At 62.7% G+C, this 17,572-nt stretch carries 12 protein-coding genes; 4 read left to right on the plus strand and 8 right to left on the minus strand.

Features of this window, described 5'->3' with window-relative positions; genetic code table 11:
• Positions 1–190: 190 nt before the first annotated feature.
• Positions 191–1,174, plus strand: coding sequence for an alpha/beta hydrolase (locus BUS42_RS32165; protein ID WP_074313926.1), 984 nt, complete (start codon positions 191–193; stop codon positions 1,172–1,174).
• 261 nt (positions 1,175–1,435) lie between these two features.
• Here the strand turns inward: BUS42_RS32165 and argJ are convergent, their stop codons facing one another.
• Together argJ and BUS42_RS32175 are read right to left on the minus strand one after the other, a co-directional pair.
• Positions 1,436–2,650: a bifunctional glutamate N-acetyltransferase/amino-acid acetyltransferase ArgJ gene (gene argJ, locus BUS42_RS32170; protein ID WP_074313929.1), complete on the minus strand. Its 1,215-nt coding sequence runs from the start codon at positions 2,648–2,650 to the stop codon at positions 1,436–1,438.
• A gap of 42 nt (positions 2,651–2,692) precedes the next feature.
• The gene (locus BUS42_RS32175; RefSeq protein ID WP_074315562.1) at positions 2,693–3,463 is read right to left on the minus strand and encodes an SDR family NAD(P)-dependent oxidoreductase; all 771 of its coding nucleotides are present in this window, start codon (positions 3,461–3,463) and stop codon (positions 2,693–2,695) included.
• A 408-nt stretch (positions 3,464–3,871) separates the two neighbouring features.
• Here BUS42_RS32175 and BUS42_RS32180 point away from each other — a divergent pair, with 408 nt between their 5' ends.
• On the plus strand, positions 3,872–6,136 hold the full coding sequence (locus tag BUS42_RS32180) for a hypothetical protein (RefSeq protein WP_254053931.1): 2,265 nt from the start codon (positions 3,872–3,874) through the stop codon (positions 6,134–6,136).
• A 165-nt stretch (positions 6,137–6,301) separates the two neighbouring features.
• Here the strand turns inward: BUS42_RS32180 and rdgB are convergent, their stop codons facing one another.
• From rdgB to argB, 6 genes are all read right to left on the minus strand, one after another.
• On the minus strand, positions 6,302–6,961 hold the full coding sequence (gene rdgB / locus BUS42_RS32185; protein WP_074313934.1) for an RdgB/HAM1 family non-canonical purine NTP pyrophosphatase: 660 nt from the start codon (positions 6,959–6,961) through the stop codon (positions 6,302–6,304).
• A gap of 163 nt (positions 6,962–7,124) precedes the next feature.
• Positions 7,125–8,318 carry a hypothetical protein gene (locus BUS42_RS32190; RefSeq protein ID WP_074313936.1) on the minus strand — a complete coding sequence of 398 codons (1,194 nt, stop codon included), beginning with the start codon at positions 8,316–8,318 and terminating at the stop codon, positions 7,125–7,127.
• A 267-nt stretch (positions 8,319–8,585) separates the two neighbouring features.
• The gene (rph, locus tag BUS42_RS32195; RefSeq protein WP_074313938.1) at positions 8,586–9,302 is read right to left on the minus strand and encodes a ribonuclease PH; all 717 of its coding nucleotides are present in this window, start codon (positions 9,300–9,302) and stop codon (positions 8,586–8,588) included.
• Between the two features lie 187 nt (positions 9,303–9,489).
• The gene (gene argF, locus BUS42_RS32200) at positions 9,490–10,467 is read right to left on the minus strand and encodes an ornithine carbamoyltransferase (RefSeq protein WP_083670887.1); all 978 of its coding nucleotides are present in this window, start codon (positions 10,465–10,467) and stop codon (positions 9,490–9,492) included.
• A 20-nt stretch (positions 10,468–10,487) separates the two neighbouring features.
• Positions 10,488–11,696 (minus strand): aspartate aminotransferase family protein, encoded by a 1,209-nt coding sequence (locus BUS42_RS32205; protein ID WP_074313941.1) that lies wholly within the window; start codon positions 11,694–11,696, stop codon positions 10,488–10,490.
• A 103-nt stretch (positions 11,697–11,799) separates the two neighbouring features.
• A complete protein-coding gene (gene argB, locus BUS42_RS32210; protein ID WP_074313943.1) occupies positions 11,800–12,777 on the minus strand; it encodes an acetylglutamate kinase in 978 nt (325 codons plus the stop codon).
• Between the two features lie 155 nt (positions 12,778–12,932).
• On the opposite strand from argB, the gene BUS42_RS32215 reads away from it, so the two are divergent.
• Complete coding sequence (locus tag BUS42_RS32215; protein ID WP_074313946.1) at positions 12,933–13,373, plus strand: hypothetical protein; 441 nt, start codon at positions 12,933–12,935, stop codon at positions 13,371–13,373.
• 355 nt (positions 13,374–13,728) lie between these two features.
• Positions 13,729–17,442: a methionine synthase gene (gene metH / locus BUS42_RS32225; protein ID WP_074313953.1), complete on the plus strand. Its 3,714-nt coding sequence runs from the start codon at positions 13,729–13,731 to the stop codon at positions 17,440–17,442.
• Positions 17,443–17,572: the final 130 nt, after the last annotated feature.

Here is a 17,572-nt window from a genome sequence, read left to right on the forward strand (position 1 = left end):
ACCGACGAGAACAGCAGCCCTCCCACCCCCACCCTCCTTCTCCCGACGGACTTAAAACGGCGTGGCGTTTCCCTCGCCCATCGTGGAAACTTGGACGCCACTCGCGGGTCTCATCCCAATCGTGCGCGTGGAAGGTTCACCGTTGCGCGGTGTCTGCGCTCAAGCGGTTCCCTCTCCCGGAGACTGCAACATGTTTGGTCGGATCCCGCGGCTTTTCGCCATGGTCACGTTGCTGATCGCCATGGGAGCGATAGCTCTGGCACAGGCCGACGTGCCTGGTGGTGCTCCGCCCCTCTTGCAACAGGATGCACCCAAGAAGAAGCAGCGGGCCTTCGTCAAGCAGAAGGTGGCTCTGCCCATTCTCGAAGGAGTCAAGATTGAACGAGACCTCACGTATGCCAAACTCAAGGCCAACCGCGCCCTGAAGCTCGACCTCTACGTGCCTGAAACCGCGCTCGAGAAGTTACCGCTGATCGTCTGGATTCATGGGGGTGGTTGGCGCAGGGGAAGCAAGTACCCCACCGGTGCCGCCACGCTTTCGACGAAAGGGTACGTCGTTGCGAGCATCGAATATCGACTCTCGAGCGAGGCCCAATTCCCCGCACAGATCGAGGATTGCAAGGCGGCGCTCCGTTGGCTCCGCGCCCATGCGAAGACCTACCACATCGACCCCGACAAGGTGGGCGCCTGGGGCTCGTCCGCGGGCGGACATCTCGTTGCCTTGCTAGGAACGGCCGGCGACAAGACGGCATGGGACGTCGGCGACCATCTTGACCAGTCGAGCCGAGTTCAGGCCGTCTGCGACTTCTTCGGCCCGGCGGACTTCAGCCAGATTCATGCCGAGCATGCTGCCAAAGCCGAGGGAGCCGTCGCCCAACTGCTGGGTGGATCGGTCTCCGAGAAACCGGATGCGGCACGCGACGCCAGCCCGATCACCCACATCACGAAGGAAGATCCCCCGTTCCTGATCTGTCACGGTACCGAAGATCCGCTCGTCCCCCTGAAGCAATCGCTCGCATTCCATGCGGCTTTGACCAAGGCGGGAGTCCACGCGACACTGGTCAAAGTCGAACGGGGCGGACACGGCTTTCGCAGTGATACGAATCCCACGTCCGGAGAGGTTCTCCAACGCGTTCAAGCGTTCTTTGACAAGGAACTCAAGCCGACGCCGTAGACTGGAGGAATGCCCCACGAATCGGCTGGATACGGCCGATCATTTTAAGAGTTTGACCACGAATAACACGAATGACACGAATGAATGCAAGAAAATTTACAGAATTTAATGAATAAATGTGATTTCTAATTAATTAAAATTATTCGTGTCATTCGTGTCGTTCGTGGTTAAGATCTGCTCTGTTTCACGTTCACCTTTGTGAACAAATCGGCAGGGTGGGCCGTGCCCACCCTCCGGGAAGTTCGGTCGTGGCATTTCCGTTCAGGTGGTGTAGTCGGCGTTGAGTCGGACGTACTCGGCCGTCAGGTCGCAGGTCCAGAACCGGATCGATCCCGAGCCACGTTTGAGGGTGAGGCGAATCTTCGTCTCGCGTTCGGCTCGGAGGTGGGTCGAGACGGCCGCTGCGTCGAAGTCGAGGGGAACTCCGTCGCGATAGAGCGGGGTGTCATTGAGCCAGAGGGAAAGTTCGCGTTCGTCGAACGGGACGCCGGAATAGCCCGCGGCGGAGACGATTCGGCCCCAGTTCGGGTCGGCGCCGGCCACCGCGGTCTTCACGAGTGGGCTATCGGCTACCGCCCGCGCGATGGTTCGCGCCTCCTCGCGGTCGCGTGCGCCTTCGACGTCGATCGTGATGAGGTGGGTGGCGCCTTCGCCATCCTCGGGGATCATCCGCGCGAGCGTCTGACAGGTCGAATGGATCGAGGCCGCGAACTGGGCCAGGGAGTCGCCTTGGAGTGGCTCGCCCCCGGCCGCCCCGTTGGCCAGGAGGAGGACGGTGTCGTTGGTGCTGGTGTGCCCTTCGACCGAGATGCAGTTGAAGGAGGCTTCGACCGCCTCGGAGAGGATCGCCTGCAAGTCCGCCGGAGCGACGTGCGCGTCGGTGACCAGGAAGGCGAGCATCGTCGCCATCCGAGGGCCGATCATCGCCGCCCCCTTCGCCAGGCCCAAGAGCGCCGTCGATCGACCGTCGAGTTCTTGACGGAGCGAGACGATCTTGGGGTGCGTATCGGTCGTCATGATCGCTTGCGCCGCCTCGGCGAACCGTTCCTGATCGCCGGAGAGGTGGGGCAAGGCGCGGGCCAGTCCGTCGCGCAGGTTGTCCATCGGCAGTTGGTGGCCGATGACGCCCGTGGAAGCCACAAGGACGTGCTGGGGGAGGCAGGCGAGCTGCTCGGCGGTGAAGGCGGCGGTCGCCGCCGCGTTCGCTTCGCCTTGAGCGCCGGTCGCCGCGTTAGCGTTGCCTGCGTTGATGACGATGGCCCGAATGGCGTCGGAAGGCACCAGGGCCTGATCCCAACGCACCGGCGCCGCACAGACCCGGTTGGTCGTGAACGTTCCGGCCGCCGCACAGGGACGGTCACTGGCGATCACGGTCAGGTCGAGCCCGCCCGACGGTTTGATGCCAGCCTTGACCGCCGAGGCGCGAAACCCGGCCGGGACCTCGAGCTTGGATTCCGATTCAGAGGCAGACGACATGCGATCTCTCACTGAAAAAATGAAAAAGGCAACATGAGCGCATTACTGGACGGTGTAGCCGCCGTCAACGAACAGGCAGGCTCCGGTCACGAAGCTGGAAGCCTCGGAGGCGAGGAAAACCGCGGCGGGTCCGATCTCAACCGGCTCTCCCCACCGCCCGAGCGGGATCTTCGCCTGCATCGCCGCGTTCACGGTCGGGTCGTTGAGCAACGGCAGATTGAGCTCGGTGGCAAACGGTCCGGGACAGAGCGCGTTGACATTGATTCGATCAGCTGCCCATTCCAGGGCGAGCGTCTTGGTCAGGAGGTCGAGGCCACCCTTGCTCGAGGCGTAGGGGGAGCGGCCCGGCAGGGAGACTTCGCCCAGCATGCTCGACATGTTGATCACTCGGCCCCACTTCTGCCGCTTCATCGCCGCGGAGACTGCGCGGCAGCAGAGCCAGGGACCCTTGAGGTTGGTGTCGATCACCTGGTCCCAGTCCGACTCCTTGAGTTCTTCGATCGGGCCGCGGATGTTGATCCCGGCGTTATTGACCAGGATGTCGAGCCGCCCGAACGTGTCGAGCACTCGGGCCACCGTATCGGTGACATCGACCTGTTGAGTAACGTCGGCCACGATTCCGAGCGACCGGGCACCGGTCGTTGCTTCAATGCCGAGGGCCGCGGACTGGACCTGTTCGGCGTTCCGCGCCGTCAGGGCCACCGAGGCCCCTGCTGAGGCCAGCGCCTCGGCGATCACCCGGCCCAAGCCGCGCGAGCCCCCGGTCACGAGCGCCACCTTGCCGTCGAGCCGAAATCGATCCAAGACGCTCATCAGCTGCACTGTCCTTTCCGTCCTCGCCGTCCCACCCCCGCGCTCCGGTTCCCACTCCCCCATAGCGTACCCCACGACTCCCAGACGCCATAGGGATCTGTGAGTTCGCGTGGGCGAAGAAGAATCCGATCCGCGAAACTTTGGCGGTCATTACGGACCTGTCGAATCAGGGCTCAGTAACGGTCCGGGTGTTATTGCGGGGGCTCTGTTGAGGCTACGTAACATCTGGGTAAACCTTGCGTTCTGGAAGGCCAGGGCTATTAGGGAATCTGGAGAAACAACCTTAAGCCACCTGCCCTGAGTGACCGAACACTATCTGTGAGTTGGCGGGTCCGAAGCCCGAGCGGAGCTTCGAGGCACGGGCTCAGCGATCGGCGAGATGAGGTCGGGAGTGTGATTGAGGAGCGTATGATGCGGAAACTTCGATCGGTTGCGCTCATGACCCTGGTTTTTGGGGCGTGGGTGACCGAGCACCCGGCGGAGGCGGCCAGCTATGCTGGAGGGGCCTCAACACGTTGTTGTCCGGTTCCCCAGGAGTGCGGGGGGCATGTTCAATATCAAACCCAACGTCAGACCGTTCTCCAGGCCGTGCAGGAGACCGTCTACGAGAATCAGCAAGTCACGTCGGTACGAGATGTCTGCGAAACGGTGATGCAGCCCAGAACCGTCACCACGATGCAGTCGATTTCTGAGCAGTGCGTACGTGACGAAGCTTATACCGTCCAGCGTCCGAGCTATCGGACCGTGCAGAAAGAGTGCCGTTACACCGTTCAGCGCCCGGTCAGCCGGACGATCTGGAAGGATTGCACTTACACGGTCTGCCGCCCGGTTCGTGAGACGCATATGGAGGATCGGGTCTACACGGTGAGCCGCCCGGTGCGGGAAACCACGCTGAAGACCTGCACCTACAACGTCACCACCCCGGTTCGTGAAGTCTCTTATAAGGAATGTGCCTACACGGTTTGCCGTCCGGTGCAAGAGACGTTCATGAAGACCGTGAACTACACGGTTTGCCGCCCGGTTCAGGAAACGGCGTACAAGAACTGCACCTATACGGTTTGCCGCCCGGTTCAGAAGACCTGCTATCGCTCGGTTCCCTACACGGTGCAGGTGCCGGTTCAGACCACGGTGCTCCAGTGCCAGCCGTACACCGCGATGGTTCCAGTCAAACAGTGCGCTTATAAGCAGGTGGCCTACACGGTTTGCCGCCCGGTCCGCGAGACCGTGATGCGGGAGTGCCGCTACACCGTCCAGACGCCGGTTCGTCGGACCGTGATCGAGAATTGCAGCTACACGGTTTGCCGCCCCGTGCGTGAGACCGTGATGCAGGAGCAGCGTTACACGGTCTGCCGCCCGGTTCAGACGACCACCCTGAAGACGATCACCGAGACCAGCTACCGAACGGTCACGGAAACCGCCTCCCGCGAAGTTTGCGAGACGGTCTGTGTGCCGCGAACGGTGACCCGTCAGGTCTGCCGCACGAGTGGCGAGTGGGTCAATCAGCAGATCGAAGTGCCGGGCAAGATGGTTTGCGTCAACGGCTGCTGGGTCCAGTGCCCGCCCACTTATATCTGCAAGCGAGTGTGGTGCCCGCGGACGGTCGTTGAGAACGTTTGCGAAACCGTTTACGAGAGCCAGCAGGTCCGTAAGCAGGTCCCGTACACGGTCTGCCGTCAGGTGCCCGAGTGCGTCACGCGACAGATCCCGGTGACCACCTGCACGATGGTTCCCCAGGAGTGCGTCCGGCAGATTCCGGTGACCACCTGCCGCATGGTCTCCGAGACCGTGGTCAAGCAGGTCCCCCGGGTCATCTGCGAGACGGTTGCGACCGAGTGCGTCAAGCAGGTCCCGGTGACCACGTGCCGGATGGTGACTGAGACGGCCACCAAGACCGTCCCTTACTCCTACTGCACCATGGTCCCCCGCACCTTCACGCGGACCGTCCCGGTCAGCGTGACCAAGATGTGCTCCAAGACCCTTTGCCGCCAGGAGGCCTACACCGTCACCCAGATGGTGCCCGAGACCCAGGTCAAGCAGGTTCCGTACACCGTCACCCGGATGGTCTCGGTGCCTTGCACCAAGGTTGTCCCCTGCACGATCACTCGGACCGTTCGCGAGACTCACGTCAAGCGAATCCCGGTGACCACGTGCCGGATGGTCACGACCCAGCAGGTCAAGCAGGTCCCCGTCACCACCTGCCGGATGGTGACCGAGACCCGGCACTGCCCGGTTCCCGTGACCACCTGCCGAATGGTTTCCGAAACCTGCGTCAAGCGGGTTCCGCAAACCATCTGTGAGACCGTGACCGAGCAGTGCGTCCGGATCGTGCCCCAGACCATCTGCGAAATGCAGACGATCCAGTGCGTCCGGAAGGTGCCCTACACCGTCTGCCGTCAGGTGCCGGTGACGACCACCGTTCACTGCCCCGTGACCGTCAAGCGTCAGGTCACCGAGTGCCGCACCGTCTGCGTGCCCAAGACGATCTGCCGCCAGGTTCCGGTCGAGGTCTGCGTTCAGGTCCCGGTGTCGGTCCACTGCCCGAGTCCGGTGGTTCCCTCCGCTCAGAGCGTTGTGGCCTCCGCCCAAACCGAAGTTCCTTGCACGACCCTCCCCGCTTGCGACCCCTGCGATCGCAAACACCCGCTCTTCGGCCGATTCCTCGGTCGTTATTGAGCGACAAGAGTGTCCGACCAAGTCGCCGCTGAATCACGAACGCCCTCCACTACTAAAGTGGAGGGCGTTCGTGCGTTGTACGGCCCTGCCGTCGGACAAGCTTCCAGGCGAGAGCGGAGAGTGAATCGCTCCCTCACTTCAAAACGGCGTTAACCAGGCGATCGTTTACCCCATCGCGTTCGACGCGATCAACCGCGCGAGGTCGTCGCGAAACCGACCGAACGCACGCGCCCGATGGCTGAGCTGCCGCTTGACGACCGAGCTCAACTCGCCAAACGTCTTGTGGTATTCGGGGATGAGAAACAAAGGGTCATAACCGAATCCGTTCTCGCCTTGGGGGCTGCGTGTGATCCGGCCGCGGCAGGCTCCCGCCGACTCCAGGCGGATCGTGCCGTCGGGGTCGGCCAGGGCGATCTGGCAGACGAAGGCCGCTCCCCGCTGGCTGTCGTCCACACTCGCCAGCGCGTCGAGAAGTTTACGGTTGTTTGCGGCATCGTCACCGTGTTCGCCCGCATAACGAGCCGAGAACACTCCAGGGGCGCCATTGAGGGCGTCGACCGTCAAGCCCGAGTCGTCGGCAAGCACCCAGGCGCGCAAGCTCCGGGCGGTTTCGCTCGCTTTCTTGCGGGCATTCCCCGCGAACGTGTCGGCGTCTTCGACAACGTCGGCCACCTCGGGATGGTCCGCCAGAGAACCGACCGAGAGGCGAGCCAGGTACGGGTTCGGCTCCCAGGCAGGATGGATGAGCTCGGCCATCTCCTCCCCTTTTTTGCGATTCCGGGTTCCGATGACGAGGACGATGGAGTCGGGGCGGGACGAGGTCATCTTGGCGCTCGAAAGGAGGGGCACGATCGCAATTGGGTTGGTTCAATCATCGAAGGGAAGGCCTGTTCACGTCAATACGACAAAAGGTCCGGATCGAGGCCGAGCGTGACATGCTCGGCACTGGATCGGACCCTGGATCGTGGTCGGCGGCCGGGGAGCCGAGTTAATTGGGCTTGAGCGGCGCCACTTCGGTCAGCGATGCGGCCGGGACGATCATGCTGTCGGTCACCGCTTTACGGCGTCCCTTGGACGGGTCCGGTTGAATGAGCGGGACGGAGAGCCGGAGCAACCGCTCGCGGAGCTGAACGGCGGCCGGGTCGTTCGCGGCGTTGAACGCCCCGATCATCACGCGGCTCGAAGATCGATCGTGGTAGACGTAGACCGGCTGGCCGAGCTGGCGGATCTCTTCGGATTTCGCCAGCGCTTGTGCCATCTTCTCGGCATCTTCCGCGGCGGTGATCAGCGGGCTCTTCTTCAGACCCAGATCGCCCAGCGACTGGGTGCCGGCGATGTCGAAGCTGGCCCGGCCACTGAAATTGGCCACTTCAAGCGTGTAGTTTGCCGAGCAGTTATAGAGGCTGTGAGGGCCCTGGTTCATCCTGGTGATGAACGGGTCGTTGTTCCCCGGAAACAGATTCTGAGCGGGGACATAGGGATTGGTGGTCCGGATCGCCTTGCTCAGACCGGTTTGCCAGATATACATCTTGGGCAAGTTATCGATGCACTTCGGCCTGATCTTCTTGACCTTGTGGAGCAGGGCCTCGGAACCTTTTTGGGTCTTCTCATTGCCCACGAGGACGGCCGCTTCGTCGTAGCTTCGAACCCGCTCCGGATCGGCGAGCCGGGCTCGTTCGACCCCGGCGGGAGCCGTGGGCGGAACGTTGCGGATGTTACTGTACCGAGGAAAGTCCTTGGTTCGAAGAATGAACGCGGGTAACTGGTGTTCATTCCGCAATTCAAGAACGAGGGCCAGGGCCGAGCGCTCGGCATCGGGACCACGAAACGTCCGGGCCAGTACCATGAACGGGCCGACGTCTTTGGTGAGGAGGTAAGGCTCGATCGCGCCCTGGGGAAGAGGGACCTTGGCCCGATCGCCTTGTTCCGGGTACTCCTGCGACGTCATCGCGGTCGTCCCATTGGCAGGACGGATGTTGGAATCGGTCGGGGCCGAGATCCCGGCCCGGTTGGCATTGGCCACGGCGGTTGGGGTTGCGGATGCGGAAGCGGTCGGCAGTGATCCGGTTTTTGGCGTCGCGGACGAACGGAAGAGCCCACTCTTTGGGCTCTGACCGTACGCGCAGACGGTGAGCGTGGCCAACGAGCCGGCCAGCGCCAATGTGGCGATCGGCGATTTCATGAGCGATCCCCCATCCTGTCGGGTACGCGGCGGTTCGAAGGGGATCGATGGACGCACTCCCCCCTGATCCGTACCACGGGTCTTCTCCTTTGAATCCATTCAGTCGTGCTGTAAATCGAAAGGATGAGGTCGCGGCGACTTGTCGGGCGGGACTTTAGCAGAAGATCGGAAAGTCGACCAGACGGAATCAAAAAAGCAAGCACAACCTACTTCGCAGGTGGGCGCTCGGAGGTTGGCGAAACTTCCTCCGAGCGGCGATCGACGACCTCAGACGATGAACGGCCAGTGGGTTCCGAGCGTCTCGCGCTGAACCTGGATCAAGCGGTTGATCCCCTCGTCGGCGAGGTCGAGGAGCGCTTGGAGTTGGGCCCTTGAGAAGGTCCCCCCTTCCCCCGTGCCTTGGACTTCGACGAGTCCGCCGCCCCCGAGCCGGATGACGTTGAAGTCCACCTCGGCGGTCGAGTCTTCAGGATAATCGAGGTCGAGGACCGGTTCGCCCGCGACGATCCCGGTGCTGACGGCGGCCACGCTGTCGCGAAGAATCGTACCGGCCGCGGCTCCGAATCGGCTCGACAGGGCATCGGCCACGGCGATGAACGCGGCCGTGATCGCGGCGGTTCGGGTGCCCCCGTCGGCCTCAATGACGTCGGCATCGACGTGGAGGGTCCAAGGGCCAAGTGCCTTGGTGTCGATCACTGCGCGAAGACTCCGCCCAATCAGGCGCTGAATCTCGGTCGATCGGCCATCGGTCCCGCGCGACTTACGGGTCGGTGTGCTTCCCGGCAGCATCGCGTACTCGGCGGTCAGCCATCCCACGCCCTTGCCCTCGAGGAACGGGGGCACCTTGTCCGATAGGTGGGCCGTGACGAGGACCGTCGTTTTACCGGCACGGTAGAGCGCGCTGCCGGGGCTATTACGGACGAACCCACGCTCCACCGTGACCGGGCGAAGTTCGTTGGGAGCGCGACCATCATGTCGGGGCATGCAGAACTCCAGAGATCAAACTTATTGATGCGTGTTCATGGGGCATTTGACTTTTGTTAGGGTGGGCACGGCCCACCAGGTTTTGCCCCCAGAAGGAAGGGGCACCCACGCCTACCAAACGCTTTGTCAGAAGGTGTGGTCGGCCGTGCTCACCCGCCAAGACACATGCTCGCATGTGCGGTTGGTTTTAGGCTGAGGTCTGGCTCTGCAATGCGTTGGGTATGGTTCGCGTGAGTTCCTCGGGCCACTTGTCCGAGAGCAGCCAGATCAAAAGTGCCTTCTGGAAGTGGAGACGGTTGGCCGCCTGGGGGATGACGACGCTTTGGGGGCCGTCAAGGACCTCGGAGGTGACTTCCTCTTCGCGGCGCGCGGGCAGGCAATGCAAGAAGATTGCTTCGTCACGAGCTCGCGAGAGCAATTCGCGATTGACCTGGAACGGGGCAAACGCCGCGCGTCGCAGCTCGGCCTCATGCTCTTGTCCCATGCTCGCCCAGACGTCGGTGTAGACGACGTCGGCCCCCACGAGAGCCCGTTGCGGGTCGTGCTCGACCACGAGCGGTATCTGCGGGAACGTGGCCTCGTATCGGGCTCGGAACTGGGGAGGAAACTCGTACCCTTCCGGCGCGGCCAGGACGAACTCGATGCCGACGAGCGCCGAGGCCAACGCGAGCGAACGGGCTACGTTGTTCCCGTCACCCACGAAGACGAGTCGAACGCCTTCAAGGTGACCGAGCGTCTCCTTGATCGTCATCACGTCGGCGAGGGCCTGGCACGGGTGAGCGGCGTCGGACAGCGCGTTGACAACGGGGATGGTGGCATGCTGAGCCAGGGCTTCGATGGTCTTGTGCGCAAAGGTGCGGACCGCGAGCACATCCACGTATTGGCTGATGACGCGTGCGAAGTCAGGGATGCTTTCACGCACCCCCATGCCCACGTCCTTGCCGTTCAGGAAGATCGCGTTGCCGCCGAGTTGGGCGATCGCCGCCTCAAAGCTGACCCGCGTTCGCAGGGACGGCTTCTCGAAGATGAGGCCGAGCGTTCGACCCTCCAGGTAAGGAGGGCGATGCCCTTGTTGGTCGAGACGTTTCAGGTCGATGGCCCGGTCGATCAGGTCTACGGTGGCCTCGGCCGAGAGGTCGAACAGGTCAACAAAATGGCGGATCATCGGGCACCTCCTCGCCTGGCTCAGATGGTCTGACGCCGGATCACGTCGGCCAGGATGGCACACCCTTCGTCGACCTGCTCGTCGCTGATGTTGAGCGCGGGCAAGAGTCGGACCACGTTCCCGTGGGTCGCGTTGATCAAGAGCTTGCGTTCGAGACATTCGGAGACCACGATTGACGCATCAAAAGATAACTCCAGGCCGATCATCACGCCGAGGATCCGGATCTCGCGGACCAGGTCGGGCCGCTCGTCGCGGAGCGCCTGGAAGTGGCCGCGGAATCGCTCGCCCACCGCGCGTCCGCGTTCGAGCAAGCCTTCCTGCTCGATCGTCTCGACCGCAGCGAGACCCGCGCGGCAGGCGATCGGGTTGCCGCCGAACGTGCTCGCGTGCGTCCCTGGCTTCAGATGGCTGGCGACTTCAGGGGTCGCCATCATCACGCCGGCCGCAACCCCGCCCGCCAATGCCTTGGCGCAGGTCAGGATGTCGGGTGTGATGTTCGAGTGTTGATAAGCGAACCATTTGCCGGTCCGGCCCAGGCCGGTCTGAACCTCGTCGAGGATCAAAAGCACGCCGCGCTCGTTGCAGAGCGAGCGGAGGCCCGGCAGGTAGTCGGGCGAAGGGACGTTCACCCCCCCTTCCCCTTGGATCGGCTCCACCAGGATGGCCGCCGTCTGCTCGTCGAGCACCGCGGCCACAGCGTCCAGGTTGTTGTAGGGCACATAGGTGAAGCCGGGCACCAGCGGCTCGCAGCCGGCGTGATATTTCGGCTGAGCGGTCGCGGTGAGGGCCGCGTAGGTCCGCCCGTGGAACCCGTTCTCCATCGAGACGATCTTGTAGCGACCCCGGGGCGAACCGTAGAGCCGGCTGAGCTTGATCGCCGCCTCGTTGGCCTCCGCGCCGCTGTTGCAGAAGAAGCTCTGGCCGCCGAAGGCCTTCTCCGAGAGCGCCCGGGCAAACGCCCCCTGCGACTCCATGTACCAGGTATTCGGCACGTGGATCAGTTGCCCCACTTGCTCGCGGACCGCCTCGACGATCCGAGGCGGGCAATGGCCGAGCAAGTTACAGCCCCAGCCCGGAAAGAAGTCAAGGTAACGATTGCCTTCGGCGTCCCAGATCCAAGAACCTTCGCCCCTGACCAGGCAGACCGGGTAGCGGCGATAGTTGGGGATCACGTACTTGCCGAATTGGGCAATCGTTTCCTCGGAACTCAGATTCGCAACTTGGGCCAAGGCTAGAGCTCCCGTCAGGCTGGGCCGGCGACCCGGCGTTCGTGAGAAGACCAGAGGGTTGTGTGTCCGCACAGTATCGGAGGCGAGTCGACTGCCTCTGATTTCAATGCCTGGCCGAGATCCCTCGGCTCGATCCATTTGCATTTTCTTGCAAGACGATCTCGGTCCCGATCCCCTTGTCGGTGTACATCTCGAGCAAGAGCGAGTGGCGGAGCCGGCCGTCGATGATGTGCGTTTTCCGGACACCTTCCCGGAGGCTGTCGAGGCTGGCCTCGACCTTCGGGATCATTCCTTTATCAATGATCCCTTGCGCGATCAAGTCACGACACTCGACGGGTGTCAGACTCCGAATCAGGCTCTGAGGTTCGGATCGGTCCTTGAGGATCCCCGGCGTGTCGGTCAGGAACACGAGCTTCTCGGCCTTGAGCGCCACGGCGACCGCCGCGGCCGCGGTGTCGGCATTGACGTTCAAGAGCAGCTCGTCGTCCCCCTCGGCCAGCGACGGAAGCACCGGCACGACCCCGGCAAAGCAGAGGTTCTCGATCAGCGAGACCTCCACCTCGGTCACCTCGCCCACGCGTCCGAGGTCCACGTCCCCCCCGGCTCCGTCGGGCAAGGTCAGCCGGCGGCCGAAGAGGCATTGCGTGGTTTTATGGTGCAAGCCCGCGGCGCGGCCGCCGTACTTCGTGATGTGTCGAACAATGTCGACGTTGATTTCCTCGGCCAGCACGCGGGCGACGATTCCCAGGGTCGCGTCATCGGTGTACCGCCGCCCTTGGACGAACCGGGCTTGCAGTCCGGCTTGTTCCATGGCGTGCGTGATCGCCTTGCCGCCGCCATGGACCACCACGGGTCTCATGCCGACGGTCTGCATGAACACGATATCAACGAGCAAGGCCCGGAGCGCTTCGGGTTCTTCCATCACCGAGCCGCCGAGCTTGATGACGGTGAACCGTCCGTGAAACTTGCGGAAGTAACCGAGTGCCTCGATCAGGACATCCGCCTTGCGGATCGCTTCTTCATGCACGGCGTGATCCCCAACCGCTCCCAAACAATCGACGACCAAACCACCATTCTTCATTTCTCGGGACCCTTTGTAAAGTAGGCGCTGGCGGTTCGTGCGCGCAGCGGAACGGTTGACTTGGCGATGAGCCTCAATTCGTATTACGATAAAAGGGTTGCGAGCGATTGCGGATTGTCCGCCATTATTGATTCCCGTCGAGGGTTTGTTCTCCGGTGGAACCCGCCCGTGGGCCTCATCAGCATGATCCCGACCTGGACCGACCACCGGCTCGCGCACCGATCGTGCTTGAACCCTACTTCGAGGAGTATCAGCGGCTCGTCTCCAACCCGTTCCTCGCGCTCGCGGCCCTGATCCCCTGGTTCGCGGCGACCCGCCTGGCGTTCTTGGCCAAGCACGTCCCGTCGATCCTGATTCTCCTGGCCAGCCTGGTCGCGATTGCCGGCCTACTCCAATTTCACTGCCTCGATTGTGGAGCGACAGGTTGCCTGTTTCGCTGGAAGCACCATGCTTGCCAGCGCTCGCTGGCCCGACAGTGGGCTCGGCAACGTCGCCGGCTTCGCGGTCCGAACCCCGCGACCCAGACCGTGCTCTGGGGTTTTATCGTCATGGTCGTGGCCTTGCTCTCGGCAATTGCGTCTCGGAATCGGTTCTGAAGCCTCCGTTTGATCCAATCGACGCGCGATGTTCTTGCCTGATCGATCCACCTTGACAGGGCTTGAGGACTCGAAAGATAATCGTTCACCCGCCGCCCTCAAGGGAAACGCGAAGGGCTTCGAGGCCGAAGACACAGCGACCACCAATGCCGCTGGTCACCACGACACCCCACTCGTCGGGAAGTCGCAACACTCGATAATGAGTCGCCTAGGTAGTATCATGACAGGGGCGATGCGAGCAGCGACTTCGAAGCAGCGGTCGAACATGTCTTTCTGACTGGATGCGACCTGGCGCGGCGATGCTCGTGAATGATGGATTCCTTTATTCGTCTTTTTTAAGATGCCTGGAAGTCAAATGACCGATACGCGACATCGCCTTGAGCAGATCCTCTCCGAGCGGATCATGGTCCTCGATGGCGCGATGGGGACGATGATCCACGCGCACAAGCCGACGGAAGAGGACTATCGCGGCGAACGGTTCCGCAATCACTCCAAGCTGCTCAAGAATTGCACCGAGATCATGGCGCTGAGCCAGCCGCACATGATCGAGGAGATCCATACGGCCTATCTCGAAGCCGGCTCCGACATCATTTCGACCGACAGCTTCAACAGCAACGCGATCTCGATGGCCGACTACGACCTCGAAGAGTATGTCTTCGAGCTGAACCAGGCGGCTGCGGCGATCGCGCGCCGGGCGGCCGACGCGATGACCCGCAAGACGCCCGACAAGCCGCGGTTCGTGGCCGGCAGCCTGGGGCCGACCAACAAGATGCTCAACAACCCCTCGGATCCGAACAATCCGGACCCGAGCTATCGCCCGGTCACCTTCGACCAGCTCGTCGACGCCTACACCGAGCAGGTCCGTGGCCTGGTGAGCGGCGGGGCCGACATCCTCCTGGCGGAAACCGCGTTCGACACGCTGAACCTGAAGGCCTGCCTGTTCGCGATCGACCAATATTTTGAAAAGCACGGCGGGCGAATTCCCGTCATGGCCTCCACGACGATCTTCAACGGCGGGGTGACCCTGACCTCGCAGAAGGTCGAGGCGTTCTGGGCCTCGATGTCCGCCTACGACCTGTTTAGCGTCGGGATCAACTGTGCCCTGGGCGCCGACCAGATGCGTCCCTACGTCGAGGCCCTTTCCGACCTCGCGGTCCCGTACATGAGCTGTTACCCGAACGCCGGCCTGCCCAACGCGCTGGGCGAGTTCGACGACAGCCCCGGGTCGCTCGGCAGCCCCGACCACATGGCGAGGCGGATTCGAGAGTTCGCCACCGACGGCTGGCTGAACCTCGTGGGAGGCTGCTGCGGCACCCGCCCGCCGCATATCCGTGCGATCGCCGAGGCCATTCAAGGGGTCCGCCCGCGGATCCGACCGGTCCGGCCGACCTGGTCGATTCTCAGCGGGACCGACGCCCTGACGATTCGCCCCGAAAGCAACTTCATGATGGTCGGGGAGCGAACCAACATCACGGGCTCGAAAAAGTTTGCCCGGCTGATCAAGGGAGGCGACTACGACAGTGCCTTGAGCGTGGCCCGCGACCAGGTCGAAGGGGGCGCCAACATCATCGACGTCAACATGGACGAGGGGATGATCGACGGCGAGGAGGCGATGACCAAGTTTCTCCGGCTCATCGCGGCCGAACCCGACATCACCCGGGTGCCGATCATGATCGACAGCTCGAAATGGTCGGTCATCGAGGCGGGCCTGAAGTGCGTTCAAGGCAAGTCGATCGTCAACTCGATCAGCCTCAAGGAAGGGGAAGAGAAGTTCCTCGAACAAGCGAAGCTCGTCAACCGCTACGGCGCCGCCGTCGTCGTGATGGCATTCGACGAGGAAGGTCAGGCGGTCACGGCCGATCGCAAGGTCGAGATCTGTGAGCGGGCTTATGATCTGCTCACGAACAAGGTTGGCTTCGTGCCGTCGGACATCATCTTCGACACCAACATCCTGACCGTCGGGACCGGGATTGAGGAGCACGACAACTACGCGGTCGAGTTCATCGAAGCGGTGCGCCGACTCAAGAAGATGTTCCCGGAGTCGAAGACGAGCGGCGGCGTCAGCAACGTCTCGTTCTCGTATCGCGGCAACGACTTCGTCCGGGAAGCGATGAACGCGGCCTTCCTCTATCACGCGATCGCCGCCGGGCTCGACATGGGGATCGTCAACGCCGGTCAGCTCGAGGTCTATGAGGAGATTCCCAAGGACCTGCTCGAGCGCGTTGAGGACGTCCTCTTGAACCGCCGGCCCGACGCCGCCGATCGCCTGACCGAATTTGCCGAAACGGTCAAACAGCGGGGTAAGAAGTCGACCGGGAAGGAATTGGCCTGGCGCGACGGTTCGGTCGAGGAGCGGCTCAAGCACGCCCTGGTCACGGGCAACGCCGACTTCGTCGAGGCCGACGTGGAGGAGGCCCGGCAGTCGTACACGCGGACCCTCTCGATCATCGAAGGGCCGCTGATGGACGGCATGAACGTCGTCGGCGACCTGTTCGGCATGGGGAAAATGTTCCTCCCGCAGGTCGTCAAGAGTGCCCGCGTGATGAAGAAGGCCGTGGCTTACTTGCTCCCGTTCATGGAGGCGGAGAAGGCCAAAGGGGACGTCAGTGCCCGCAAGGCACGTGGCAAGCTCTTGATGGCCACCGTCAAGGGAGACGTTCACGACATCGGCAAGAACATCGTCGGCGTCGTCCTGGGCTGTAACGACTACGAAGTGATCGACCTCGGCGTGATGGTCCCGTGCGAGAAGATTCTCGCCGCGGCCCGCGAGCATGAGGTGGACATGATCGGCCTCTCCGGCCTGATCACCCCTTCACTCGACGAGATGGTCCACGTCGCCAAGGAGATGGAACGGGAAGGCTTCAACCTTCCGCTCTTGATCGGTGGCGCCACCACGAGCATCAAGCACACGGCGGTCAAGATCGCGCCCAGCTATCATGGCACGGTCATCCACGTGAAGGATGCGTCGCGCTGCGTGGGGGTGGTCGATCGCCTGAATCGCGACGATCAACGCCACTTGATCGACGACGAAAACCGGACGATGCAGGAAAAGGAACGGGTTAGTTTCGCCCAGCGCCGGAAGCGAAACCTGGTCACCTACGCCGACGCTCAGAAGCGGCGATTCTCGATCGACTGGGCCACCTCGGAGATTGCCGTTCCCGCGCGACTCGGACCGCAGATCCTCCGCGAAGTTCCGCTCAGCGAGTTGGTCCCGTACATCGACTGGTCCCCCTTCTTTATGGCCTGGGAGTTGAAGGGGAAATATCCCTCGATCTTCGAGTCGCCCGAGGTGGGCACCGAGGCGAAAAAACTCTTCAACGACGCGATGCGGCTGTTGAATCAGATCGTCGAGCGTAAGTCGTTGACAGCCTCGGGTGTGTACGGAATCTTTCCCGCGAATTCCGAGGGCGACGATATCGTCGTTTACTCGGATGAGTCGCGGTCCACGCCGACCTTTCGGTTTCCAATGCTCCGCCAGCAGTGGGAGCGTGAGGGGCAGACCTCGTTCCGCTGCCTGGCCGACTACATTGCCCCCGTCTCCACGGGTCGCCCCGACTATCTGGGAGCCTTCGCGATCACGACGGGCATTGGGGCCGAAGACCTGGTGGAAGCCTTCGAACGCGATCACGACGACTACAACTCGATCATGGTCAAGGCTCTGGCCGATCGCCTGGCCGAGGCGTTCTCCGAATATCTCCATGAGCGCGTCCGTCGCGAGTGGGGCTACGGTCAGAACGAAGGCTTGGCCAAGGCCGACCTGATCGCCGAGAAGTATCGCGGCATTCGTCCCGCGTCGGGCTACCCGACGTCTCCCGACCATACCGAGAAGTCGTTGCTCTGGAAGTTGCTCGACGTCGAGGCTGCGGCTGGGATTCGTCTGACCGAGTCGCTGGCGATGTATCCGGGGGCGTCGGTGAGCGGCCTCTACTTCGCCCATCCCGAGGCGCGTTACTTCGCGGTCGACCTGATCACGCGCGACCAGGTCGAGAGTTATGCCACGCGCAAGGGGATGCCGATCGCTGAAGTCGAACGCTGGCTGGCACCGAATCTGGCCTATGACGTCAGCTGAGCCGTTAGAGGCATGCGAAGAATCTGAGGCAAGCGGGGAGCGTGAACTCGCTCCCTGGCTTCTGGCCTGCAACGCGAGTTGCGGAGCGTGGGTAAGCGGATTTCCGAGAATGAGTTTGCCCGTCGGCAAC

The organism is Singulisphaera sp. GP187 (assembly GCF_900129635.1).
GTDB lineage: Bacteria > Planctomycetota > Planctomycetia > Isosphaerales > Isosphaeraceae > Singulisphaera.

Coding starts and splice junctions, on each gene's coding strand:
- argJ (WP_074313929.1), bottom strand. CDS start 2,650: ATGTCGTCTGCCTCTGAATCGGAATCCAAGCTCGAGGTCCCGGCCGGG.
- rdgB (WP_074313934.1), bottom strand. CDS start 6,961: ATGACCTCGTCCCGCCCCGACTCCATCGTCCTCGTCATCGGAACCCGG.
- rph (WP_074313938.1), bottom strand. CDS start 9,302: ATGCCCCGACATGATGGTCGCGCTCCCAACGAACTTCGCCCGGTCACG.
- BUS42_RS32190 (WP_074313936.1), bottom strand. CDS start 8,318: ATGAAATCGCCGATCGCCACATTGGCGCTGGCCGGCTCGTTGGCCACG.
- argB (WP_074313943.1), bottom strand. CDS start 12,777: ATGAAGAATGGTGGTTTGGTCGTCGATTGTTTGGGAGCGGTTGGGGAT.
- BUS42_RS32180 (WP_254053931.1), top strand. CDS start 3,872: ATGATGCGGAAACTTCGATCGGTTGCGCTCATGACCCTGGTTTTTGGG.
- BUS42_RS32175 (WP_074315562.1), bottom strand. CDS start 3,463: ATGAGCGTCTTGGATCGATTTCGGCTCGACGGCAAGGTGGCGCTCGTG.
- metH (WP_074313953.1), top strand. CDS start 13,729: ATGACCGATACGCGACATCGCCTTGAGCAGATCCTCTCCGAGCGGATC.
- argF (WP_083670887.1), bottom strand. CDS start 10,467: ATGATCCGCCATTTTGTTGACCTGTTCGACCTCTCGGCCGAGGCCACC.
- BUS42_RS32165 (WP_074313926.1), top strand. CDS start 191: ATGTTTGGTCGGATCCCGCGGCTTTTCGCCATGGTCACGTTGCTGATC.